At 43.3% G+C, this 23,585-nt stretch carries 18 protein-coding genes; 14 read left to right on the top strand and 4 right to left on the bottom strand.

Going from position 1 to position 23,585, the window contains the following annotated elements; translation table 11 throughout:
- Nucleotides 1-57 precede the first annotated feature (57 nt).
- From MHH57_RS21795 to MHH57_RS21785, 3 genes are all read left to right on the top strand, one after another.
- A complete protein-coding gene (locus tag MHH57_RS21795; protein ID WP_029519358.1) occupies nucleotides 58-942 on the top strand; it encodes a sugar ABC transporter permease in 885 nt (294 codons plus the stop codon).
- Nucleotides 942-1,769: a carbohydrate ABC transporter permease gene (locus tag MHH57_RS21790; protein WP_029519357.1), complete on the top strand. Its 828-nt coding sequence runs from the start codon at nucleotides 942-944 to the stop codon at nucleotides 1,767-1,769. The genes MHH57_RS21795 and MHH57_RS21790 overlap by 1 nt, the downstream gene beginning before the upstream one ends.
- Nucleotides 1,770-1,852: 83 nt before the next feature.
- Complete coding sequence (locus MHH57_RS21785; RefSeq protein ID WP_342434510.1) at nucleotides 1,853-3,268, top strand: glycoside hydrolase family 32 protein; 1,416 nt, start codon at nucleotides 1,853-1,855, stop codon at nucleotides 3,266-3,268.
- A 75-nt stretch (nucleotides 3,269-3,343) separates the two neighbouring features.
- Here the strand turns inward: MHH57_RS21785 and MHH57_RS21780 are convergent, their stop codons facing one another.
- Nucleotides 3,344-4,531, bottom strand: a complete 1,188-nt coding sequence (locus tag MHH57_RS21780; RefSeq protein WP_029519354.1) for a macrolide family glycosyltransferase — start codon at nucleotides 4,529-4,531, stop codon at nucleotides 3,344-3,346.
- A gap of 199 nt (nucleotides 4,532-4,730) precedes the next feature.
- On the opposite strand from MHH57_RS21780, the gene MHH57_RS21775 reads away from it, so the two are divergent.
- The 8 genes from MHH57_RS21775 to MHH57_RS21740 all read left to right on the top strand — a co-directional run bounded on the left by MHH57_RS21775 (nucleotide 4,731) and on the right by MHH57_RS21740 (nucleotide 13,566).
- Nucleotides 4,731-4,925, top strand: coding sequence for an H-type small acid-soluble spore protein (locus MHH57_RS21775; RefSeq protein WP_016820419.1), 195 nt, complete (start codon nucleotides 4,731-4,733; stop codon nucleotides 4,923-4,925).
- Nucleotides 4,926-4,943: 18 nt separating this feature from the next.
- On the top strand, nucleotides 4,944-5,114 hold the full coding sequence (locus tag MHH57_RS21770; protein ID WP_013373210.1) for a hypothetical protein: 171 nt from the start codon (nucleotides 4,944-4,946) through the stop codon (nucleotides 5,112-5,114).
- A gap of 252 nt (nucleotides 5,115-5,366) precedes the next feature.
- Nucleotides 5,367-6,605, top strand: coding sequence for a sensor histidine kinase (locus MHH57_RS21765; protein WP_029519353.1), 1,239 nt, complete (start codon nucleotides 5,367-5,369; stop codon nucleotides 6,603-6,605).
- The gene (locus MHH57_RS21760) at nucleotides 6,602-7,252 is read left to right on the top strand and encodes a response regulator transcription factor (protein WP_029519352.1); all 651 of its coding nucleotides are present in this window, start codon (nucleotides 6,602-6,604) and stop codon (nucleotides 7,250-7,252) included. The genes MHH57_RS21765 and MHH57_RS21760 overlap by 4 nt, the downstream gene beginning before the upstream one ends.
- A gap of 172 nt (nucleotides 7,253-7,424) precedes the next feature.
- Complete coding sequence (locus MHH57_RS21755) at nucleotides 7,425-8,846, top strand: efflux RND transporter periplasmic adaptor subunit (protein ID WP_342434509.1); 1,422 nt, start codon at nucleotides 7,425-7,427, stop codon at nucleotides 8,844-8,846.
- The gene (locus MHH57_RS21750; protein WP_341040064.1) at nucleotides 8,843-11,953 is read left to right on the top strand and encodes an efflux RND transporter permease subunit; all 3,111 of its coding nucleotides are present in this window, start codon (nucleotides 8,843-8,845) and stop codon (nucleotides 11,951-11,953) included. The genes MHH57_RS21755 and MHH57_RS21750 overlap by 4 nt, the downstream gene beginning before the upstream one ends.
- A 127-nt stretch (nucleotides 11,954-12,080) precedes the next feature.
- Nucleotides 12,081-12,542, top strand: coding sequence for a MarR family winged helix-turn-helix transcriptional regulator (locus MHH57_RS21745; RefSeq protein WP_307353534.1), 462 nt, complete (start codon nucleotides 12,081-12,083; stop codon nucleotides 12,540-12,542).
- Nucleotides 12,529-13,566: a low specificity L-threonine aldolase gene (locus tag MHH57_RS21740; protein ID WP_029519348.1), complete on the top strand. Its 1,038-nt coding sequence runs from the start codon at nucleotides 12,529-12,531 to the stop codon at nucleotides 13,564-13,566. Before MHH57_RS21745 ends, MHH57_RS21740 begins: the two co-directional genes overlap by 14 nt.
- A 222-nt stretch (nucleotides 13,567-13,788) precedes the next feature.
- Here the strand turns inward: MHH57_RS21740 and MHH57_RS21735 are convergent, their stop codons facing one another.
- The gene (locus MHH57_RS21735) at nucleotides 13,789-14,628 is read right to left on the bottom strand and encodes an AraC family transcriptional regulator (protein ID WP_029519347.1); all 840 of its coding nucleotides are present in this window, start codon (nucleotides 14,626-14,628) and stop codon (nucleotides 13,789-13,791) included.
- A gap of 188 nt (nucleotides 14,629-14,816) precedes the next feature.
- Between MHH57_RS21735 and MHH57_RS21730 the strand changes: the two genes are divergently transcribed.
- Together MHH57_RS21730 and MHH57_RS21725 are read left to right on the top strand one after the other, a co-directional pair.
- Entirely contained in the window at nucleotides 14,817-18,125 is a 3,309-nt protein-coding gene (locus MHH57_RS21730; RefSeq protein ID WP_069011598.1) for a pectinesterase family protein, read from the top strand.
- Nucleotides 18,126-18,316: 191 nt separating this feature from the next.
- Nucleotides 18,317-19,534, top strand: a complete 1,218-nt coding sequence (locus MHH57_RS21725) for a macrolide family glycosyltransferase (protein ID WP_069011597.1) — start codon at nucleotides 18,317-18,319, stop codon at nucleotides 19,532-19,534.
- 8 nt (nucleotides 19,535-19,542) lie between these two features.
- Here MHH57_RS21725 and MHH57_RS21720 read toward each other — a convergent pair whose 3' ends face one another.
- Together MHH57_RS21720 and MHH57_RS21715 are read right to left on the bottom strand one after the other, a co-directional pair.
- The gene (locus tag MHH57_RS21720) at nucleotides 19,543-20,769 is read right to left on the bottom strand and encodes a sugar efflux transporter (RefSeq protein ID WP_029519344.1); all 1,227 of its coding nucleotides are present in this window, start codon (nucleotides 20,767-20,769) and stop codon (nucleotides 19,543-19,545) included.
- A 223-nt stretch (nucleotides 20,770-20,992) separates the two neighbouring features.
- Nucleotides 20,993-21,766, bottom strand: a complete 774-nt coding sequence (locus tag MHH57_RS21715) for an alpha/beta hydrolase (RefSeq protein WP_069011596.1) — start codon at nucleotides 21,764-21,766, stop codon at nucleotides 20,993-20,995.
- A 182-nt stretch (nucleotides 21,767-21,948) separates the two neighbouring features.
- On the opposite strand from MHH57_RS21715, the gene MHH57_RS21710 reads away from it, so the two are divergent.
- Nucleotides 21,949-23,541: an alkaline phosphatase family protein gene (locus MHH57_RS21710; RefSeq protein ID WP_342434508.1), complete on the top strand. Its 1,593-nt coding sequence runs from the start codon at nucleotides 21,949-21,951 to the stop codon at nucleotides 23,539-23,541.
- Nucleotides 23,542-23,585 lie beyond the last annotated feature (44 nt).

Genomic DNA, 23,585 nt, shown 5'->3' with positions numbered 1-23,585 from the left:
TTGTTTTCAAATTACCTGGAATAGAGAGAGAAACCCGAAACAAAGGAAGGGATCATCATGATTACGGAAAAAGGAGTATGGAACCGGCTGCGGACGCGGCTACTGTTTACGGGCCCAACCTTGTTTGCCTTCATAACGGTAATGATTATTCCATTTTTGTATGGCATCTATCTGACGTTCACAAACTGGGATGGTATTTCCACCACACTATCGCTGGTAGGCATCCAAAACTATCTGGCTGTTTTTAGAGATATCGAGTTTTGGAAGTCATTCGGCTTGACGCTCAAGTATGTGTTTTATACCGTTGTTCTTATCAATGTGATCGCTTTTATGCTGGCTTATGTGCTGACTAAAGGGTTAAAAGGGCAGAGTATTTTCCGGGCAGGATTTTTCCTGCCCAACCTTGTCGGGGGCATTGTACTCGGTTTTATCTGGCAGTTTATATTCAACAACGTGCTTGTCTATTTGGGACAACATGCCAGTATACAGTCGCTCAGCACGACTTGGCTGGCTGATCCCGACAAAGCGTTCTGGGCACTCGTGATTGTAACGGTGTGGCAGAACGCGGGTTACATGATGGTCATTTACATCGCGGGATTGACGGGTGTGCCGAATGATATTATGGAGGCCGCAAGCATTGATGGGGCAAACAGCTGGACCAGACTGCGGAAAATGGTATTGCCCTTGATGGTTCCTTCTTTCATCGTATGTATATTTTTGTCCCTGCAACGCGGATTTATGGTCTATGACGTGAACCTTGCGCTCACGAAAGGTGGGCCGTTCAGCAGTACTCAAATGGTGTCGATGCATGTGTATGAAAAGGCATTCCTTTCCCGTGATTATGGTGTGGGGCAAGCAGAAGCATTCGTGTTGTTCCTGATGGTTGCTCTCATCACTCTGCTTCAGGTTTATTTTAGTAAGAAGTTGGAGGTGGAGGCGTAATGACAAGAAAAAGAGTTGCTTCCTCCGTAATCAAATTCATTGTGCTGACAGTCATACTCATATTGTTCATCGTACCGTTCGTCTTTCTGCTGATCAATTCGTTCAAAGAAAACATGGCCATCACCTCAAATCCGTTATCGCTTCCAGAGAGCTTCAGTATGGTCAATTATATGAATGCATTTGATAAAATGAATTACATCGCTGCCTTCACCAACTCATTGGTCATAACGGTGTTAAGCGTTCTGTTTATATCGCTGTTTGCGGCGATGACGGCTCATTATTTTGTCAGAAACAACACCAAGTTCAACCAATATACATTTATGCTGATGGTTGCATCCATGATCATTCCATTCCAGGCTATCATGATTCCATTGGTGAAAATCTACGGGTCACTTGATCTGCTGAACAGTAAGTGGTCGCTGATTTATATGTATATCGGTTTTGGTAGCTCGCTGGCCGTCTTCATTTATCATGGTTTCGTAAAGAGTATTCCAAAAGAACTGGAGGAAGCGGCGCTAATTGACGGCTGCACGCGGGTTCAAACATTCTTCCGGATCGTGTTTCCGGTACTGATGCCCACGACTGCCACCATTTCCATTCTCAATGTGCTGTGGATCTGGAATGATTTTCTGCTGCCTTCCCTCATTCTGGTCGATCCGGAGCAAAGGACACTTCCGTTGTCCACGTATAACTTTTATGGAACCTATACAGTGGATTATGGTCCATTGATGGCAAGTTTGGTACTGACGATATTTCCGATCATTATCATCTATCTGTTCGCCCAGAAGTATATTATTCAGGGTGTTATGCAAGGTTCGATTAAATAATTGTAGGAGTAGGATGCCTTATCAAACAGACTAGAACGTATACGAGAGAGCGTGCAGATCAATTTATTTCCCAATCGAAGCATATGCTTCGGCCGGATTATCGGCTGAACTACCATTTAATGGCTGAATTCGGCTGGATGAATGATCCGAACGGCTTCATTCAATATAACGGGCAGTATCACTTGTTCTATCAACATTACCCGTATAAATCAGTATGGGGACCGATGCACTGGGGACATGCAGTCAGCCGCGATCTTATGAAGTGGGATTATCTACCGGTCGCTTTGGCACCGGACGGCGAGTTCGACCAGGATGGCTGCTTCTCTGGCAGTGCGATAGAGCAGGACGGGAAGCTTGTCCTGATGTATACCGGACATGTTGTAACCGGGCCTGACAAGGATCAGGATTACAAGCAGTCACAAGGGATTGCAGTATCGGAGGACGGGGTGACATTCGAAAAGTGGGAGGGCAATCCGGTCATCGGTTATGACGCCGTACCGGACACGATCAGCCGTAAAGACTTCCGTGACCCTAAGGTGTTCAGGCACGAAGATCAATATTACGCCGTTCTTGGTTCTAATGATGCCCAAGGGAACGGACTTGTACTGCTTTATCGTTCTGAAGACCTGAAAAGCTGGACGTATGTCAATGTACTAGCCGTGAGTGACGGACGTTTCGGCGATAATTGGGAGTGCCCGGATCTGTTCCCGCTCGGTGATCGGCACGTATTTATGCTGTCTCCGCAGCGCATGCCTGCTCAGGGAGAAGCATACCGTAATCTGCATTCCACCATGTACGGTATAGGTGATTTCAATGCGGAGGCTGGAACATTTACGGCAGAGCAGTATGCTCAGGTAGATCACGGATTCGATTTCTATGCCCCGCAGTCAACCTTGGATGATAAAGGGAGGCGAATCGTCATCGGATGGATGGATATGTGGGAGTCGGAGATGCCGACCCAGCAAGGGCACCATTGGGCGGGTGCAATGAGTCTTCCGCGGGAAGCGGTTATCGACCACGACAGATTGCTGTTCCGTCCGCTTGAAGAGGTGGAAAATTACCGATCCAATCTGTTCGAACAGCGGGATATCTTGCTGACAGGCGAGCAGATCATGGAAACGTTCGGAGATAGCTACGAACTGAAGGCGGTATTTGAGTTCGAAGCCAGTAACACCAATGAATTCGGCTTGAAGCTGCGAGTGGGCGACGAAGAGGAGACTGTACTCTCGTATCGTCCCGATGACGGTCTGTTCCGTTTTAACCGTGAGCGTGCAGGTATAGGCCCGGGCGGAGAGAGAAGAGTGCCTTTAAACTTAAACGAGGGCCGTCTGGAGCTTCGGATTTTTGTCGATAAAAGCTCGGTGGAAATATTCATCGGCGACGGTGAATACGTCCTCACAGGAAGAGTGTATCCGGGAGCAGAATCTACAGGCATTCGAGCGTTCACGAGCGGAAAGTGTACGATGGCTTCGTTTCAGAAGTGGGATATCTCCACATAGAAATGCATGATAAACAGGAACCCGACCCTTGATGGTCAGGGCTCCTGTTTTTTTGTAGAATTGTAATCGTGTGATTTACACAAGCTTATTTTGAAGATAGGCATCAATTTTTGCGAGGGCTTCTTCTGTACCGCCAGATTGCTGGAAGCTATCATTTATTTTTTGTACGCCCTCTTTATACGTTGCGTTCGACAGTACCTCATGTACGGCATCTCTTAACGATTGTACATTGATGTGGTCTTTGGTTATGCGATAGCCAGCTTGAAGTTCTGTTAACCGCTGCGCGACCATGGGCTGATCCTTGTCCTGCGGCAGTACAACCAAGGGTACGTTAAAGTGAATTCCTTCATTTACACTATTCATTCCACCATGAGTAATAAACACATCTGAATGACGTAATACCTCCAATTGGGGAACATAGGGCGAGATGATAAAGTGCTCTGGCGCCGGATTGATTTTCGTAAAGTCAGCTTTCTCGCCAGCTGCAATCACGACGATACCTTCAAAATCGGAAAAAGCTTCAATACAGGTGTTAAAAAAGTCTTCAGTATGGTCCAGAACAGTTCCCATCGAAATATACAAAACCTTTTTATCCTCTAGTCTGTCCAGTGGAAATGAATTTTCCCCTTTACGTTCTGGAAAGCTGGGACCAATAAAGAGATTCTCGTCACCATACTGTTCACCGTCTGGTTGGAAATATCGACTGGTATATACAACATTCAAAGCCCCTGTATTGCTCATAAATTGAACCATATTTTCGGGAGCAACACCGAACCTTTCTTTCATGAGCTGCAGTGAGGTCGTGGCATGTTCATCAAGTTGAAACGGCTCTTTTTCATTAAAGCGAAAGAGATTGGTAGCCATCCGATTCTGTGAAATCAGAAAAGATGGGGAGGAAGCAATACCAGGGATTTTCAAATAGTCTCTAACTAACTCGCCAGCTCCGAATCTATCATAGAATACAAAGTCAAAATCAATGCTTTTAGACAGTTGCTGAGTAATTGCTAATATGTCCAGCGAAGTCTGAATATGAATTTTCATAAATGCACTCAACCCATCCGGAGTATTGGAATCAATAGAAGCGGTCCTGACCAGATCAGAATGCAGGTGAACCTTCGCTCCAACTGCTTCGAGTCTGTCCTTGTATTTCTCAGTTGTAATGTAATGTACTTGGTCCCCTCGTGCTGCAAAGGCTTGCGTCATCCCAATCGTAGGGTTCACATGTCCTTCTGCCGGAAAGTTAACCATTAATATGTTTAACATTCATCATTACTCCTTTTCTCTACAATTAAGATTGCAGTTTTCACTGAATCTCTCAATCCATAATAACAATAATATTTATTTTTTCAAATGATATCCTTTCAAGATCGTGAAACACATGTTGGCATGAAATATGTATAACAAATATTTACCTCGTGCATAGTAAGGGGGAACTCTACTTAGCAAGGGAGGTTTTTTCTAAGTGAATGTTCAAAGAGCGCAAGAAATAGCGTCTTCTTCCATAATGGCGAATGTGTTGTGTGATGGGCTACCCATTTATATTCAGCATGTGAATGAACAGCGTGAGACGGCACGGATCTATGCGCTGAACAACCCGGAAGAAGAACGGGAAGTACCTTTGTACGCGTTAACAGAACGAGATCAGACCCTTGAATAGAAAGGAGCGACGTGAAAAATGAAACCGAACCAACAGAAAGAGATTGAGGCAGATCGTTTGAACTTTCGTGATCAGACGGATGATGTGGTCAGAGAAGTACCGGCCACAACGGATGCCAGCGAAGCTGTTGCAGCAATGACTTCACATATCAATAAATACGATGTACCAGATGAGTTGGAAGAAGAATAGTAAGTGGTCAAGCGCGCACAGGATAACCTGCTGCGTGCTTTTTATATGACGCATAACTTGGATGGTATCGAACAAAAAGTATTCAATGCCCAAACGTACAAGTGAAGCTGCCCATGTGTACGTTTTTTTCTTTTCGTTTTTTTGTAAAATAATATATAAATGATTTCTGTTCAAACTAAATGGACTAGGCCGTCATAGTGCCATTATCTCTATTAAGTCGAAAAGCCGAATTTAGAATTGTAGGAGGGAATTATGAACGATGAATTCAATGTACAGGTCCAGAATGTAGATCCGGAAATAAGTGAAAGTGAAGGTGAATTTGAGAAGAAAGATATTTCAAAAGTATTAACTATAATATGGATTTTTATAATTTATAGTGAGTCTGTCATTCTTCAACATTTGTCTAGTGGTCTAAATCTGCTGCAAAGTGTCTTATTTACTGTAATCGTCATATTACACATCCTCTTGTACTTGCATGCTCAAAGAGTTGCAAAATATTTTTCATGGGCTTATTTTGTTGTGCAAGGGGGATTGATCTTTTCAAGTGCATTTCTTCTACCTGACAGTTTCTCCATTGTGCTGGTTGGGTTAATGCCAATTTTGGTGGGTCAGAGTATAGGTATTTATTACAAGCCGCTTAAGGTCATTCTTGTATTTTTGATTTCCTATGTACTTTTTTGTGTGGCTGTAGTCTGGCATAATGATGGCAGGCAATTTGTATTGTTCATCCCGCTATTTTTTCTCATTGCAGTTGTTATAGTAGCTTATGCCATTCTTTTTCTCAAACAAGTTCAAGCACGAATCCGAACGCAAAACGTTCTTAAAGAACTTGAAATCGCACATCAAAAGGTCGAAGAACTTACAATCGCTAACGAACGACAACGTATGGCCCGTGATCTTCATGATACGCTGGCGCAGGGACTTGCTGGGCTAATCATGCAACTTGAAGCCATTGATGCTCATCTGACAAAAGGAAGTACGCAAAGAGCTCAGGAGATCGTCCAACAATCGATGTCACAAGTGCGAAGAACATTGTCTGATTCAAGGCGAGCTATAGACAATCTGCGTTCAAAAACCATCTCGGAAGTTGATTTTGCAGAAGCCGTGGAGGAAGAAATACAGCGATTCACAATGGCTACGAGCATTCGTGTAATCCGCAACATCAAAATTAAAGCTTCGGTTCCCAGACTGGTGTTCGAACATGGATTGTTTATTATAAGCGAGTGTTTAACCAACGTAGCGAAGCATTCACATGCGAATACTGTATGGATAAGTATTTTGGATAACGAAGGCAAGATTGAAATCGAGATTCGTGATGATGGAAAAGGATTTGATACGGATATTATTGCCAAGCAAACAGGGCATTACGGAATAATAGGTATACATGAACGTGTACGGATGCTGGGTGGAAAAATCAATATCAGCAGTATATTTCAAGAAGGTACGGCTATAAAAATAGAGGCGCCTCTTACTAAAGGAGACCTATTATGAAATACAAGGTTTTAATCGTCGATGATCATTGGGTAGTTAGAGAAGGATTAAAGCTGGTGCTGGAGACCCATGACAGCTATGAAGTGATTGGTGAGGCTGGAGAAGGTGTAACGGCTCTTAAATTGATCGAAGAACTTCAGCCGGATGTCATCCTGTTGGATTTATATATGCCGCAAATGAGTGGTTTGGAAACCATGAAGGCCCTCAGAGAAAAACAAAATGAAACGCCAGTCATTATCCTGACGACCTATAACGAAGATGATTTAATGATTAAAGGACTCTCTTTGGGAGCAAAAGGATATTTGTTGAAAGATACCAGTCGGGAAAACCTATTTCGCACGATTGAGTCTGCGCTAAGGGGTGAAACGCTGCTTCAGCCAGAAATAACAGCAAGGGTATTTGCTGCCACGAATAAGAGAGAAGCTGAGGCAAAGTCACATGAAAGAAACTTAGTTCTGACTGATAAGGAAAGACATATATTAAAGTCTGTTGCACATGGTTTTAAAAGTAAGGAAATTGCGTTTGATATGGGAATTTCCGAGCGTACCGTAAAGGCACATTTAACGAATATTTATAACAAGCTTGGTGTTGATTCCAGATCTGAAGCCGTTGCTGTTTCGTTGGAACGTGGTATTTTACAGCTTTAGAAATAATAACTGAAAATATGTTATTTATTTGCCCAGTCGTACATAAGGTGCTTGCCCCTTTGTACGATTTTTTTGTTTGTTCATTGTTATAACATGAAAAAAGGATGAAAAAGTTTACTTGACCCACGGGTTGCTGATAGCACCTTTAGAAGAGAGAATCAGGGAGGATGACATGAAGTTGAAGAAAAAAGGAATTAGGATAATGATTGCAGGGGTTGCATTAGCTATCGTAGCTTCCGGTTGCTCCAGTGCAACGGAGAACTCTGTAACAGAAGCCAGTCACCCGGTGAAAGTGGAGAAACTTGCAATGAAACCTTTGGCCAATGATTTTAATTTGGCGGGTACATTGCAGGCAAGTAATGAGGCCAATGTTTCCTTTGAAGCGGATGGACGTATATTGAGCACTATGGTTGAGGTTGGGGATTCAGTAGAAAAAGGGAGTGTCCTTGCGAAGCTAGATACATCCAATTACCAGTTGCAGCTGGATCGGGCAAAGGCAACCATGGAAAAGGCAAAGGCTGGTGTTAGCCAAGCGGAGGCTTCTGTCCAATCGGCACAGGCGGGCATTCATAGTTCGCAATCCCAGGTCAATGCGGCCCAATCGAAATTGCAGGAATTGAACAATGGCGCCAAAAAGCAGGAGATAGCACAGTCTCAAAATGCGGTTACTGTAGCAACTAATAATTATAACAAGAAGAAAGCGGATGCCGCACGCTCCCAAAGTCTATTCCAGGCAGGTGCGGTATCTTTAACGGAAAATGAGAATGCGCAGCTGGAATTAGCAAACGCACAAAAAAGCTTAAGTGATGCGCAAGAGAAATTGTCTCTTTTGCTTGCAGGGGCATCCCAGGAACAGCGTGCCCAAGCTTCGGCCGGCGTAGATCAGGCCAGAGCAGGGCTGGAATCGGCTAGGGCTACTATACAACAAGGGCTAGCCAGTAAAGCTCAGGCACAGGCTACCTATGATGATGCATTGGCTGCTTATGAACAGTCATCCTTGTCACTGAAAAAAGCGACTTTAACCTCCCCGATCACTGGTGTTGTGATTGAAAAAAAGATATCTGATGGTCAACTGGGCTCCAGTGGAAGTGAGGCATTTGTTGTCGGAAATATCAAGACTTTAAAAGTACTCCTCCCCGTACCAGACAGTGAAATCTTATCGTGGAAGAAAAACCAAAAAGTTAATATATCTCTCTACGATGAAATGAGAACAGGAACCGTCACCCAGATCTATCCATCGACGAACTCCAAAACGGGAAGCATCAATGTGGAAGTTAGCATTCCCAATCCCGAACTGAATTGGAAACCTGGTCAAGTCATCAGCGCATCTAAAAGCATAAATCAAAACGAAGCGCTTTTAGTGCCCGTAGAGGGCGTAATTAGTACGGGAAATGATCCTTATGTCTTTAAAGCTGTAAATGGAAAAGCTGTCAAAACACCGATTAAACTGGGGAAAGTGACTAATAATCAGCTCGAAGTGGTCTCTGGGCTACAGGCAGGAGATCAAATCGTTACGCAAGGAGCAGGAACCTTATTTAATGGTGATTTACTTGGGAATGGTGTACCTGGGAAATCGGAGGAGTCGTCCGAATGATTAAATATATCGTTAAAAAGCAAAAAATTACACTCATTTTCTTCGCCATGTGCATTGTGCTAGGGCTCTACAATTTTACATCGTTACCTAAACAGGAGCAGCCTGATGTTATTCCCTTGTCAGCCAGTGTTACAACCATCTATCCAGGCGCTTCACCTGAAAGAATCGAGCAAACCATTACTAAGGTCATGGAACAGAAAATTAAAGCCGTACAAGGTGTCAAAACGATTTCTTCCACTTCATCTAAAGGCCAATCTAGTATAATAATAGATGCTTTTGAAGATGCGGACCCGACAAAGGTGTGGGCTGATCTTCGTACAAAGGTACAGGATGCACAGTCTGAGCTTCCAGCAGATGCGATGCAGCCCATTATTAATGATAGCATGACAAGCTCTTTCATTGGTTCATACGCGATTACTTCTGATAAAATTGAGAATTTATACGCGTTAAATGAATTGATGAACAAATGGAAAGATCAATTAAAAACGGTCTCGGGTGTTTCGCAAGTTAATATTCAAGGAATACCAGATCAAGAAGTACGAATTAGTTTAGACACACAAAAGATGCAACAATATAACATCTCCTGGGAGCAGGTTGTTCAAGCAATCAAAAATGAGAATGAGAGAGTTCCTACAGGAAGTATGGATTTCAATGAGCGTACTTATCAGCTGACGGTAAATGCCTCTACGGATCCATCTATCCTAAATAACGTCCAGATTTCAAGCAATGACGATGGATACCCGATATCTCTGAAGGATGTAGGGACAGCCTCACTTGTTTTTAAAAAAGCGACTAGTTATACGTATGTGAATAACAAGCCTGCTATTTCCATCAGTGTGAGTGGAGATACAGGCACAGACGTGCCAACGGTATCTAAAGCGACAACAGCCAAAATCAATGAACTTGTGAGCGGTTTGCCGAAGAATGTACATTTTGAACTACTTTTTGCGCAAAATGATCGAGTCGATGAAATGTTTGGAAACCTGACCAAAGAGATGATCATCGCTATTATATCGGTCATTGTTATATGTACATTAGGTTTGAATTTGCTGACTTCAGCATTTGTGGCCTTAGCCATTCCTGTTTCCATCGCCATTGGCTTTATCTTCTTGCCCACAACAGGAATCACGCTGAATCAAATTTCAGTCATCGGATTAATCATCGTATTAGGGATATTGGTTGATGATGCCGTCGTGGTCAATGACAACATTGAACGCCGACGCTCTGAATTTGGGGAAGATGCTACGGAGGCGGCCATTAAAGGGACGAAAGAGGTATCCTTATCGATCATTACAGCTACGCTAGCTACGGTTGCGGCATTTGCCCCGCTTTTATTCCTGCCGGGCACTATTGGTGACTTTATTAAACCGATACCTACCGTTATTTCGTTAACGATGCTGGCTTCCATGATTATGTCGTTAACAATTATTCCTATTTTCCGTCAATGGTACGATCAACGTCGTAAAGGAAAAGAGAGTAGTAAGACAGTTAAGCCACCTGGACTTCTGGGGAATCAAATACAATCTCTATCCAATGTGTACTCTAAAAACTGGATGCCTAGAATACTGCGACGTCCACTGTTAACAGCGCTTATTGGTCTTATGATGGGTACAGCAGCTTATGGACTACTTGCTGTTGTTCCCATTGAATTATTTCCGGATTCCGATCAAGCGGATGCCACGATTAGTGTAACGATGCCAGAAGGAACGTCGTTGCAGGCAACCAATCAAGTTGTAAACGAGATTGGGAGCTGGGTCAAAAAACAGCCAGAAACAGAGCGGCTGGCGGCAACGGCAGGTGGGGGAGCGCCTCAGCTGTACAGCGATGTTGCAGGCGGTCACGGCTCTAGTGGAGCGGTCAACGGCCAAATTGCTGTCGTTGGAAAAGAGGGGCTATTTGATCTCAAAAAAACAGTAGATAACTGGACCCATACGCTACAAGCTAAATATCCATCTGCATTAATCAGCATTCGTGTTCCCCAATTAGGTATTCCGGTCGGCAGTGCGGTGTCTATCCGTATTAAAGGAGAAGACATTGATAAGCTGCAAAACATGACAACTAAAGTCAAAGAAATGGTTGCGGGGACCCCCGGAGCTGTAGATGTGACCGATAATATGGGTATGCAAAGCTATAATCTGAATTTCCAAATCAATCAGCAAGCCTTGGATAAATATCAGGTTAGCTATTCCGATTTAACGCGTACTTTGCTATTAATGGGTGACGGGGTGAATGTAACGGATTTTGATACGGGTAAGGAATTGCTTGATGTCAATATATACATGAACAAACCAAACCATGATCCTGAGGTATTATTCCAACAATTAAGTGTGAACAATGCGGCAAGGGAGCAAATCCCCTTATCCCAATTAGCCACGATGAAACCGGACTTTTCCATCCAACAAATCCACCGCTATGATCTGGAACGGACGGTAACGATCTCAGCCAATGGAAATGGGCGTACGGCTACAGAACTCACTAATGATATCCGTAGCAAACTTACAAATACCCAGTTTGAACCAGGCTACACCTGGGAGATGGGAGGGGAAACATCTGCGCAGTCTGATATGTTTAAGGACTTGGGCAAATTAGCTGTTATTGTTATTTTCCTTATTCTCCTCTTGATCACGATGCAGTTTTACTCCGTCTCCACACCGCTCATTATTATGACCACTGTGTATCTGGCAGCGGCAGGCGGAATTCTTGGAAGTTTTATTTCAGGGATGCCCATTGGATTCATGAGTATTATGGGGATCATTTCACTTGCTGGTATCGTCGTGCGTAACGGTATCGTGTTGATAGAGTTTATTGAAGATGCGCGGCGTGAAGGCGCTGATTTAACAGACGCCATTCTAATGGCATGCTCTGCACGTTTCCGTCCGATCTTGCTTACTTCGCTAACTGCGATAGTGGGTATGATTCCTATTGCCACAATAGGGGAGATCTTGTTCAAACCGTTGGCAACGACCATTATTTTCGGACTGATTTTTTCAACCATTTTAACATTGTTTGTAGTTCCGACTCTGTATATGGTCGTAGCTCATCTGAAGCTGAAACGGAAGCATAAGAAGGACAAGGCTATAAATAGCGATAGCTCATTGACCTTGTAGGTAAATATATAATTACAGGATCGTACATTAGGCGAGAGTCTTAATGTACGATTTTTTTATTTCATTGACATAGTCCACAAAAATCTTTACTATAATTGTTGCAAAAGTCCACTAAATAGGGGGAGTTATGATCAATATAGATGCTAATATCATAGCGGATATGAGGCGTTTTAATCGGTTCTATACGAATATACTGGGTGTTTTGGATAGACATGTGCTGGATAGCGGATATTCCTTTACCGAGGCTCGTGTCATTATAGAGATCGGGTTGATCGAGCCATGTATAGCGAATACTCTAGTTGAATCTCTTAAAATTGATCGCAGCTATATGAGTAGGATCATTGCTAAATTTTGCAAAGAGGGCTTTCTTGTTAAGGAAAATTCAACGTTGGATAATAGAACAAATCTGATTCGTTTGACTCCTAAAGGAAAGGCGTTCTATAACCAACTGAATGAAAGGTCTGATGAACAAATTCTAAAATTAGTTCAAGGACTTTCAGAAGAAGAGATACAAGAATTGCATGCTTCTATGTTGTTAATTCAGAAGAAATTGGATAATTTGGAGAGGATACAGAATGATACGATTTGAATGCGACTATACCGAAGGTGCCCATGAGCGCATATTAAAGCGACTACTGGAGACGAATGATGAACAAACTCCAGGTTATGGTGTGGATGATCATTGTGAAAAAGCTAGAGCATATATTAAAGAAGCATGTGACTCCCCAAATGCGGATGTACACTTTTTGGTTGGAGGTACACAGACCAATACCACTGTTATTTCTTCTATTCTGCGTCCGCATCAAGGCGTCGTTGCGGCAGTGTCGGGACATGTTGCGGTTCATGAAACCGGAGCGATTGAAGCTGTTGGACATAAAATACTTACTTTGCCAAGCGGAGATGGGAAGATCCGGGCCGAGCAGGTACAAGATTTGTATGACGCTCACTGGAATGATGCCGCTCCTGAGCATAGTGTACAGCCCGGGATGGTTTATATTTCCCAACCTACTGAGAATGGAACGATCTATAGCAAAGCAGAGCTGGAAGCATTAAGTAGAGTCTGTCAAGAATGTGGTTTACCACTGTTCATAGATGGAGCCCGATTGGGCTATGGCTTGGTGGCCGAAGATAGCGATGCATCTTTAGCGGATATAGCACAGCTTTGCGATGTGTTTTATATTGGCGGGACAAAAATTGGAGCATTGATGGGAGAAGCCGTAGTCATTCTAAATGATACATTGAAAAAAGATTTCCGATATATGATCAAGCAAAAAGGGGGGCTGCTGGCTAAGGGAAGAATGTTGGGCATTCAATTTGAAACTTTGTTTGAAGACGGTTTATACGTTGAAATCTCCAAACATGCGATAGACATGGCCATGCTGCTTCAAAACGGATTATCTGAGCAAGGTTTTTCTTTTCAATACCGTTCTACAACCAATCAGCAGTTTCCGATTTTACCAGATCGTATACTAAAAGCATTGAGTGAAAAATATACTTACTCCTTTTGGGAAAAGGTTGATGATACACATAGTGCAGTTCGATTCTGTACCAGTTGGGCTACGAAGAAAGAAAATGTTGAATTGCTGATTCAGGATATTAAAGCGTTGCAATAATGGTCATAGAAAGAGTAATTTATAATTTTAAAGATGTAAAATGACTATGTAATAGCCATACTTCGGTGCACGCATTGCAGCGAAGTATGGTTTTTTTGTGCATTTTACTTATTCCAATGCGGCTTGTATTTAGTTCCATGAAAGAGCAAGTGGATATAAAAATGGAAAAACAAGACAAGAGCGGAGGTATAAAATTGGCGTCTAATTCTTTACACTGAATATCTACCGAACCTGCTTGCGGTACTGAAGAGGAGAGAGCCCAGTTATTTTTTTAAAGATTTTATTAAAGTGGGAAGCATGACCGAACCCGACATCCTCTGCAATATGCTGGATTTTGTCTTTGGTGGTTCGAAGTCTGGTTTGGGCCGCCCTGACCCGCACTACGCGGATGTATTCGCTGAAATGAAAACCAGTCAACTTTAGAAAGATACGGCTTAGGTAAGCTGGACTAATGAAAAAGCAGGCAGCCACTTGTTCGAGAGTTAACGGTTCATTGTAATGATCCTGAATAAAAGAAGAAATTTCCGTGATTTTCTGATGCATGGGATGGGAGGAGACAGGTTCACTACGCTCGATCGCTTCCGATCGGTGCACCAGGATCAGCATTTCCAGCAGTAAATGCTGTACGCAACGGTCATGCAGAGGCTGCTTATTCCTGCATTCGGTATTCATCTGTAGGAATAAACGTTCAACTTCCACTTGCTCTCTCGCAGGTAAGCGAAGTAACGCGGATTGCTGGTATGGCGGCAGGTCAAGAATGTCATGATCCTGCTGTGGGAGAAACGTCGGAGAAAAATGAATCAAAATGCGCTCTGTTTCCTGCAATTGCGTACTGGCGGTAGAGTGCAAGTCGTGAGGAAGGATGAATATCAGATCCCCCTTGCGAGCGGTGTATACCTTGCCATTCATAAAATAGATGCGTTCGCCTCGCAGTAAAAGATACAGCTCATAGTTCTCGTGGACATGAGGCCGGGGCATAACTGTGAAACCGGTACGATAGATGTGATGAATGGAGAATTGTTGTTCGCCAATGACATATTTATCTTCTTTCACTTCATTCATGTGCTTCTTCCTTTACAAATTAAGATAAGTAAGCGCATTCATACATCAACAGTATATATGACAACCTGCCAATGATAAAAGCAGAAAAGATTGATGAAAGGAGGTGAAGGCGCTTCTGAACGTCTCGGATCGTGTTTTTATAAAAATATGCGCTGATGTGGAAGAAAATCTTAGGGAGGAAACAGAATATGAGCAAGCAGCGTACATGGAAAAAGGTGCTATGTAACGTGGTTGTGGGTTCATTGTTGTTGACCTTGTGCCCGCCACTAATCCAAGCGGAGACTGCGGTAGGAACAGAGAACGCAAAGGGGGCAAAAGTGGCGACGGATATTCCGGCGTTTCCGGGGGCTGAGGGTGGCGGTAAATATGTTACCGGTGGACGCGGAGGTGAAGTGTATGAGGTTACCACGCTGGCAGACTACGGCAAAGGGGAGCAGATCATACCCGGATCTCTTCGCGCAGCGGTCAGCTCCGATAATCGGACGGTCGTATTCCGGGTGGGTGGAACGATTCATCTCAAGGAGCCACTTAAAATCTTGGGAAACAACCTGACGGTTGCGGGTCAGACAGCTCCTGGCGACGGTATAACTGTAAGCGATTACACAACAGGGATTGATGCAGATAACGTCATTCTCCGTTACCTGCGTTTCCGATTGACCGACCGTTACCCCAGTGAGGATGACGCGTTAGGAGCCAGATACCATAAAAATATAATGATTGATCACTGTTCCTTTAGCTGGTCGGTGGATGAGGTACTGAGCCTGTATGACAACGTCAATACAACGGTACAATGGTCCATTGCGTCCGAAAGTATGCTAATGACTACGCACCAGAAAGGTCGCCACGGCTATGGCGGCATATGGGGTGGACGAAATTCCACCTATCATCATAACTTGTTGGCTCACAATGCAAGCCGTAATCCGCGTTTTCCAACCGATAAAAAACAAATCGACGCTGTGGAAATGACCAATAATGTCATTTATAACTGGGGATTTTTCTCCTCATACGGCGGTGGTGAAGGATCGTATAATGTGCTAAATAACTATTATAAGTATGGCCCTAACACATATGAGGGCGTTCGCGGTCAAATTTTTGTAGACGTGGGTAGTAAAAAATATAAAACACGCATCTTTATTGGTGGTAACTATATGTACGGCAATGACTCGGTTACGAAAGACAACTGGCAGCTTGGCACATCCATTGGGTCCATTATTGATCCGTCCACCCGTTTGGCGGAGCCGATTGAAGTCAGAGGGGAATACGACAACGGAATCTCACCCGATGCGTACGGTCCATATCAAGCGACAGATGCACAAACCGCATATACGGAGGTGCTTGCCGGCTCAGGAGCCACGCTGCCAAGAAGAGATGCGGTGGACGCCCGAATTATGAATGATGTGAAGAATGGAACGGGTGCATTTATTAACTCTCCGCGTGAAGCAGGGTGGATTTATGACGATTCTAACGTAACGACGACGGAGCTTTCTGACAGTGACCATGATGGAATGCCGGATGAATGGGAACGTGCCCATGGGCTGGACCCCAATAATGCAGATGATCGTAACGGTCAGGGGCTTGCCGGCACAGGGGCGTATGCTCATTTTGCCAAGGGTTATACGAATCTGGAGGTCTATTTAAATGATCTTATTGAGAAGCTGTCGAATGGAAATGAGGTGAATAATCCAGAGGCTGTCGTTCAGGTGTCGGATGCAAACGGACGTTCACTAAAGCATAACGATATTTTGGAAGCAGGCCGGGATGCGACCATAACAGCAACAGCCAAGGACAAAGATGGTATTGCTCACGTTGAATTTATCATTGACGGCAAACTTGTTGGTAAAGTAGAGACCGCACCTTATCATCTCGATTGGAATCATGTAACAGACGGTACCCATTATATTATTGTACGGGTGACCGACCGCAAGGGGAATGCTGCATTTTCCAATCCTGTTACCATTCACGTCAATACGACTGCGCCGTCGGGAAGTTGGCTCAGCGAAGAGATTGGCTCTGAGGGCAATGATGGTTATATAAAAGGGCATACTCAGGTCTTAAAAGAAGATGCAAGCGGCAGCAGTATAAGACTGAAGTCAGCGGGAGACGTTGACGGTAAGGCAGATATTTTCCATTATGCTTATCAAAAATGGGAAGGTGACACTGAAATTACAGCCCGTGTGGAACATATTACCCCAGTGGATGATAATGCCGAAGCGGGTGTAATGATTCGTGAATCGCTGAAGCCTGGATCAAAAATGGCTTTTATGTCTTTAGCATTTGTTAAATATGGCAAACAGGGTATTCTTATCAGTCGTGATCAAACGGAGGGTAAGACGAAACGTGCGTCAATGGAGACGTTTATTACAACGCCATATTCGGTTCGTCTGGTACGACAAGGACCAAAGGTTACCGGCTGGGTGTCCGCAGATGGTGTGACGAACTGGGAGAAGGTTGGTGAAACGGTTATAGATGTGCCGGATCATCAACCGCTATTGTTCGGGTTGGCTACTGATGCATCCAAACCACAAAACGATGTATGGAATTACAATACGTCGGAATTCAGCCATGTCACCATCCGCAACCTGACAGATTCAGGAGGAACTCATCCCACTAGTGTGGTGGTAGCGACCTATGGTCCTGCTGACTTTACATCTCTCCAGGCAGCTATTGACGCAGTCCCTGACGACAGCAATACAAGGACAGTTATCCATCTCAAAAACGGTACGTATCGTGAGAAAATAAAGGTGAATTCCTCTAAGAAAAACCTGAGTATTATCGGAGAAGATCGGGATAAAACGATCATTGCTTTTGATGATACGGCCAAAACCGTGGTGGATGGAAAAGAATTAGGAACAAGCAACAGCTATACCATGCGTGTGCAAAGTCCTGATTTTGTGTTGGAGAATGTCACGGTTGCCAATACAGAAGGAACCGGGCAGGTGCAGGCTGTAGCGTTATATGCCGAAGGCGATCGTGGTAAGTATCACAATGTCAAAATTACCGGCCTACAGGATACGTTGCTTGTGAACCGTGGCAGACAGTATTTCAAGGACAGCTACATCAGTGGCAGTGTAGATTTTATATTTGGCAATGCACCCGCTGTGTTTGATAATTCGATCATACACAGCCTGCGTGCCGGATATGTGACAGCAGCTTCAACAGAAGAGAACAAGCCGGGATTTGTATTTATTCAATGTCGTCTGACAACAGAAAATGGCTTGACAGGCAAGGTGGATCTCGGACGGCCATGGCGCCCTTACGCTCATGTTACTTTTTTGAAGACCTATATGGATGACCATATCAAGCCGGGCGGCTGGAATAATTGGGGCAAGGAATCCAATGAGCAGACCGCAAGATTTGGAGAGTTTGATAACTTTGGACCAGGTGCAGGAAGTAGCGAACGTGTACCTTGGGCCAAACAGCTTACTGCCGATGAAGCAAGCCAGTACACCGTTGAAGCTGTTCTGAGTGGACCAGATCATTGGGATTGGCGTCTTTAAATTTGATGTTCAGTGGTTAAGCGGGGCAAGCGCTTCTAGCGTTCAGCCTCGCTTATTTCTATCGTTTGAGTGGAGGATACATATTTAATTTTTAGGTATTGAAAATACTTGTTTATATGGTAAATGTTTGCTATGTTTAAAGTGTATTTATTTCAAATTGTAATTTATTTTTGATTTTGGAGGTGTAACGTATGGCACGTGTGTTAGTAGTGATCACGCCTGCTGAAGGCCATGTTAATCCGACACTAGGATTAGTGAAAAGGTTGGTAGACAGTGGGGAGGATGTTGACTATGTGTGTACGGAAGAATATCGTACGAGAATTCAACAGACAGGAGCGCAGATGATCACCTACCCTTTTGTGGATGATGCTTTTTCCAAAGACTCTGATTTAAAGCCAGCAGAATACAAACATCATTATCAATTTGTATACATGATGGTAAAAGGTATGATTCTTCCGATTATTCCAGAGGTTTTGAGAGTTATTGAAAACAGAACCTATGATTATTTAATCTATGATTCTTTGATGGGTTGGGGAGGCACGATTATTGCTGAGAAGCTAGGAATTCCTGCTGTATGCTCTATCGCTTCTTTTGCTTTCGTAGAGCCATTGGGATCGGGGCAAGGCATGAATGACAATGATCCGGAGGTAAAAAAGTTATACACGGCTACGATGCAAATAACGCATCAACTAGCTAATGAGCTTCAGGTTGACGCTCCGGCTATAGAAGAGATTGCTCCTCATGGCGGACACTTAAGAATCGTTTATACAAGCCGCTATTTTCAACCGCAAGCCGAAAAACTGGATCACAGTTTTATTTTTACAGGTCCTTCTATTGTACCGCGTAAAGATGCTCCTTCCTTCCCGTTCGAACAACTTCGTGTTCTGCATCCACAGGCGGTGTACATTTCAATGGGTACTATTTTGAATAAAGACTTGGAATTTTATAAGCTTTGTTTTGCAGCATTTCGCGATTTGCCTGTGCAGTTTGTGCTGTCTTCAGGCAATTATACAGACATGGAGCCATTGGCCTCGTGTATCCCTGACAATTTTATAATCAAGCCTTATATTCCGCAATTGGAAATGCTCCAGCATGTGGACGCTTTTGTTACACATGCGGGGATGAACAGTACAAGTGAAGCACTGTATTACAATGTGCCGCAGGTCATGATTCCTTTAACATCGGATCAGCCCATCGTAGCGAGTCGGGTGCAGGAACTGGGAGCGGGTGTTGTTGTGGATAAAAATGAGCTTACACCCGCTAGTTTGAGAGCTGCCTTATTAGAGGTATTGAGTCATCCAACCTATAAAGAACAGGCTCATGTGATTGGCGAATCATTACGCCAGGCTAGTGGGTACAGTCATGCGGCAGATACAATCATGAGCCATTTCTCCACCATAGAAAAATAAGCGGCAGTCTATATACTGTGATTCCTTTCTTTTAAAGTAGCAGATTTTTCAAACTCTAGTTTCTTTGAAATCGCCAGAAGACCAAGGGAGCAGATGATTAGGGCCAAACAGACCCAATAGGTATTTCGGTAACCAATCCATTGAGCGGTTAATCCGCCCATCAAGCTCCCCACCAGTCTTCCGATGGTTGTCGCATTGGAATATAGCGTCGATGCGTACCCTGGAAGAGAGGGCAACAAATCCTGCATGTAACTAATGCCAATGGCAGAAATCACTGCAACAAAGAAGGCTAGAAGAAGCTGCCCCACGAATAGCTGCCACATCTCCGTAGACATAAGGACAAGGAGATAATAGACAACTCCTGTTAATGCTCCTAAAAATATAAGCAAACGGTTGGAGTATTTAGCTGCTAGTACGCCTAGCATGAGCATCAAGGGTATTTCTACAATTGCGCAAATACTGGATACTAGAGCAACGTCACTCGTGTCGCCTTGTAAATTGTGAATGATGAACAAGGAAATATTCAAATTATTCATCCAGTGAGACGTATAGAGCAGAGTAAGAACGGAAAAGGGAATCAGAATCTCAATATTTTTATGTAATGTAATGTGATGAAGTGAAAGTTGATTGTTATGTTTAAGTTGAGCGGGAGGCTGCTTGATAAAAAAGAATAGAAGCACAGCAATGAGAACAAAAATAGAGGTCGTTCCCATAAAGATACCCTTAAAGCCCGTATGTGCAATCAAAAAGGAACCAAAAAGCGGCCCGGTAATAAAGCCAAGAGAAAACATAGACCGAAGCGTTGAATTCGCAAAGGCGTGATCCGCAGATTTACTGCGATTTACTGCTTCACGTGCACTGGCAAATAACTGCGGCATCCCAGGAGCACCAATGGCCGTAAAGATCGTCATATAAACAAAAAGCACATAAAAATTTTGGATTACAAGATATCCTGCAAAGGCTACGGCATTAAATAACGTGCAAATTACCAAAATTTGTTTGCGGTCTAAGCCGGTATCAGAACGTTTAGCAATCAGAGAGCTTATCCATATGCCACAAATCAAAGTCACAGCTGTAAATACACCAAAGGTTCCCACAGATACGCCAAGTGTACTTGTAAAATATACAGCCAAAAAAGGCGCGCTGATGGATATAGCCATACCTTGTAATAACATACAGATCATGAATAGCGGGTAGTTAGGGATAACGAAAAGATTTTGAATACGCTTTAGCATTTCATTTTTACACCCCTTCAGATTTAGAAGCAGAATAATACATACCTATCCCATCTAAACTACATATGACTTTAGCATAATTTGTATATTTACATAGTGTAAAATATTATATATTATTTTTCACTTATTTGAGCAGGTCATATGCAAGGTCATATACAGGCAAAGATACAGTATCAGGAGTGGGGTGTAGATGTGTATGCGGAATTCTCCTGTAGAATTTGCCTTAAAGACTGAAGCGATCTACGAACTGCTTAATCAGTTCATTCAATGATCCGGCGGCCTTCGTAGGAAGGCGGTGATCGACTTTTTCAATGAAAACAAGCTCACTCTTCGGTAATTGTTGATGCAATATTTTGGCATAGGGATGAAAGTGCTTATCCTCTTCACCATAAACGAGCAGGACAGGAAGGTGGATTTCTCCGAGCCGTGAGGTACAATTGTACTTCAAGCTGTAACGGTAATATTGTTCGACATTCCTAGGATTTCCCTGTTTCGCATCGTTGAATAACTTACGGAACAAAGATAGCTGTTTCGTTTGTGACCAAGCATTAGAGAGCGCAATCGTACCGACTGCGCCGATCTTGGAAAGAGCAATGCCCAAAGAAATTTTGTTTTTTAGCCGCCATTCGTTGACTTCCGACATTCCACTAATAACAATGCCTCCCCATGCCCGATCCGGATAAGTCAAGAGAAATTCAAGTACTATCGAACCTCCGGTAGAATATCCACATAAAAACACTTTATCCAGGCTCAACCGGTCCATCAAATGTTTAATATCCTGGGCGATGAGAGGATAAGTAACCGTTTGTTCGGAAGGCTGACTTTTACCGTGTCCTCTGATGTCAAAAGCTATGGTTCGAAAATGGGGCGATAGCCCTTGGATTTGGTATGTGAAATTTAAGCTAGTGAGTACCGGAGGGTGAATGAATAGGATGGCGATTCCCTCTCCGGAATCCATATAATGCATGGAGTATTCGCTTATGTTTGTAGTAGTCATCGTTAGGTACCTCCCTGAATGGTTATGTTCTTAAATTTGACCTATTAGATCAAAACCATTCAGGGAGGTATAACTTTATTTGCATGAGATACTCTTTTTCCCGATGATCCAATGCAGGAATAATTTTTTTAGTACAAGAAAAAAATAAGAGGATCAAGTTTTTCTAAGAAAGGGACACATACATGGGCATGAAAAATAAAGTTACCATAGCACTAGTGCTAGGTTTATTGTTGTTGGTCTTGGGGTGTAGAGCGGACTCCAGTCAACAGCTAAAACAACAAAGTGTGAAGCCACCTATCACAGTAAATCAAATGGGCAAAAAACCTGTCATTGTGATCTTGATTGATTCTTTAATGGATAAGCCTTTGCAAGATGCAATTCAAGAAGGCCGTGCACCCGCAATGCAATATCTCCTAAATCAAGGGCAATATTTTCCGCATGTCGTGAGTTCATTTCCCACGATGTCTGTGACAATCGACAGCACATTATTAACGGGAACGTATGCAGACCAACATCATGTGCCCGGACTCGTTTGGTACAGCAACCAAAAGAAACGCATGATTCTCTACGGCAATGGTGCCAAAGAAGCCTTAAAGATAGACCAACTACAAGTATTCTTAGACGCAATTTACCAATTAAACCAAGTCCATTTGAACAAAAAAACGAAAACCATACATGAGGAATTGGCTGACAAAGGAAAAGAATCCGCGTCCATCAATGCTATTGTCTTTAGAGGGAAAACGAAACATGCCTTAAAAGTGCCTGACTTCATAGCGAATAGCAACAGGGTGCCAGAAAAAATGATAGTAACAGGGCCTAAATGGTTATCTTATGCAGCTCTGGCACAATTGAATCCGAAAAATAACTGGAATACTCCTTTGTGGAAAAAATTTGGGATGAACGACGAATTTTCCGCAAAAGATGCCGCTTTTCTAATCAGCCAGAAGAAACTTCCAGACGTAACCATCACATACTTTCCAGAGAATGATAATTTGGCGCATAGAAAGGGACCGACTCAACTGGAGGGAATCGAAAAAGCAGATCAAGCACTGCAAACTGTGTTGAACGCATATGGTTCGTGGGAACAGGCTGTAAACAATGCGATATGGATTGTCATGGGTGACAGTGGACAAAGTGCGGTTTATGATGATCGACAGGCAGCAACGGTTGATATAAGGCCTCTTTTGAATCATTACCGCATTGCAAAATTAAATCAACCCGTAAGAACTGAAGACCAAATCGTGATTGCCGCTAATGAACGAATGGCGTATATCTATGCGATTAACGATAAGGTGGAGTTGTCTGACGTGGTGAAGTTTTTACAAAATGAGGACAAGCTCGACATTATCGCTATGAAAGATGGTAAAAACAATATTCATGTTACAAAGGGGAAAACGGGTAAGCTATTTTCTTATCATCCCGGTGGAAAATTCATTGATGAATATGGACAATCGTGGACCTTGTCGGGCGAAGAGGACCTTGTGGATATTAAGGTGAATAACAACCGGATCAAGTATGGAAAATATCCAGACGTTTTGGCGAGGTTACACGGGGCAATGAATTCACATGAAGGAAGATATGTTGTCGTCACGGTCCAACCCGGATATGAACTCGTCGGTGAAAGTTCTCCCACCCACATCGGTGGAGGTGCTCATGGATCGCTGCATGAAAAGGATTCCCTTGTCCCATTAATTATTTCCGGAACGAATACACGCCCCAAAACACTGCGAATCGTTGATATAAAAGACTGGATTCTGCAATTGGTAAACGAATAAGTATTATTCGGTTCTTGATATTAAGATTGAACTCCATTAGCATA

Origin of the sequence: Paenibacillus sp. FSL H7-0442, assembly GCF_038593105.1 — a bacterium.
GTDB classification, from domain to species: Bacteria; Bacillota; Bacilli; order Paenibacillales; family Paenibacillaceae; genus Paenibacillus; species Paenibacillus polymyxa_D.
Note: the sequence above shows the minus strand (reverse complement) of the source record. Positions and strands in the feature narration are given on the sequence as shown.

Coding starts and splice junctions, on each gene's coding strand:
- MHH57_RS21795 (WP_029519358.1), top strand. CDS start 58: ATGATTACGGAAAAAGGAGTATGGAACCGGCTGCGGACGCGGCTACTG.
- MHH57_RS21790 (WP_029519357.1), top strand. CDS start 942: ATGACAAGAAAAAGAGTTGCTTCCTCCGTAATCAAATTCATTGTGCTG.
- MHH57_RS21785 (WP_342434510.1), top strand. CDS start 1,853: ATGCTTCGGCCGGATTATCGGCTGAACTACCATTTAATGGCTGAATTC.
- MHH57_RS21780 (WP_029519354.1), bottom strand. CDS start 4,531: ATGTTAAACATATTAATGGTTAACTTTCCGGCAGAAGGACATGTGAAC.
- MHH57_RS21770 (WP_013373210.1), top strand. CDS start 4,944: ATGAAACCGAACCAACAGAAAGAGATTGAGGCAGATCGTTTGAACTTT.
- MHH57_RS21765 (WP_029519353.1), top strand. CDS start 5,367: ATGAACGATGAATTCAATGTACAGGTCCAGAATGTAGATCCGGAAATA.
- MHH57_RS21760 (WP_029519352.1), top strand. CDS start 6,602: ATGAAATACAAGGTTTTAATCGTCGATGATCATTGGGTAGTTAGAGAA.
- MHH57_RS21755 (WP_342434509.1), top strand. CDS start 7,425: ATGAAGTTGAAGAAAAAAGGAATTAGGATAATGATTGCAGGGGTTGCA.
- MHH57_RS21750 (WP_341040064.1), top strand. CDS start 8,843: ATGATTAAATATATCGTTAAAAAGCAAAAAATTACACTCATTTTCTTC.
- MHH57_RS21745 (WP_307353534.1), top strand. CDS start 12,081: ATGATCAATATAGATGCTAATATCATAGCGGATATGAGGCGTTTTAAT.
- MHH57_RS21740 (WP_029519348.1), top strand. CDS start 12,529: ATGATACGATTTGAATGCGACTATACCGAAGGTGCCCATGAGCGCATA.
- MHH57_RS21735 (WP_029519347.1), bottom strand. CDS start 14,628: ATGAATGAAGTGAAAGAAGATAAATATGTCATTGGCGAACAACAATTC.
- MHH57_RS21730 (WP_069011598.1), top strand. CDS start 14,817: ATGAGCAAGCAGCGTACATGGAAAAAGGTGCTATGTAACGTGGTTGTG.
- MHH57_RS21725 (WP_069011597.1), top strand. CDS start 18,317: ATGGCACGTGTGTTAGTAGTGATCACGCCTGCTGAAGGCCATGTTAAT.
- MHH57_RS21720 (WP_029519344.1), bottom strand. CDS start 20,769: ATGCTAAAGCGTATTCAAAATCTTTTCGTTATCCCTAACTACCCGCTA.
- MHH57_RS21715 (WP_069011596.1), bottom strand. CDS start 21,766: ATGACTACTACAAACATAAGCGAATACTCCATGCATTATATGGATTCC.
- MHH57_RS21710 (WP_342434508.1), top strand. CDS start 21,949: ATGGGCATGAAAAATAAAGTTACCATAGCACTAGTGCTAGGTTTATTG.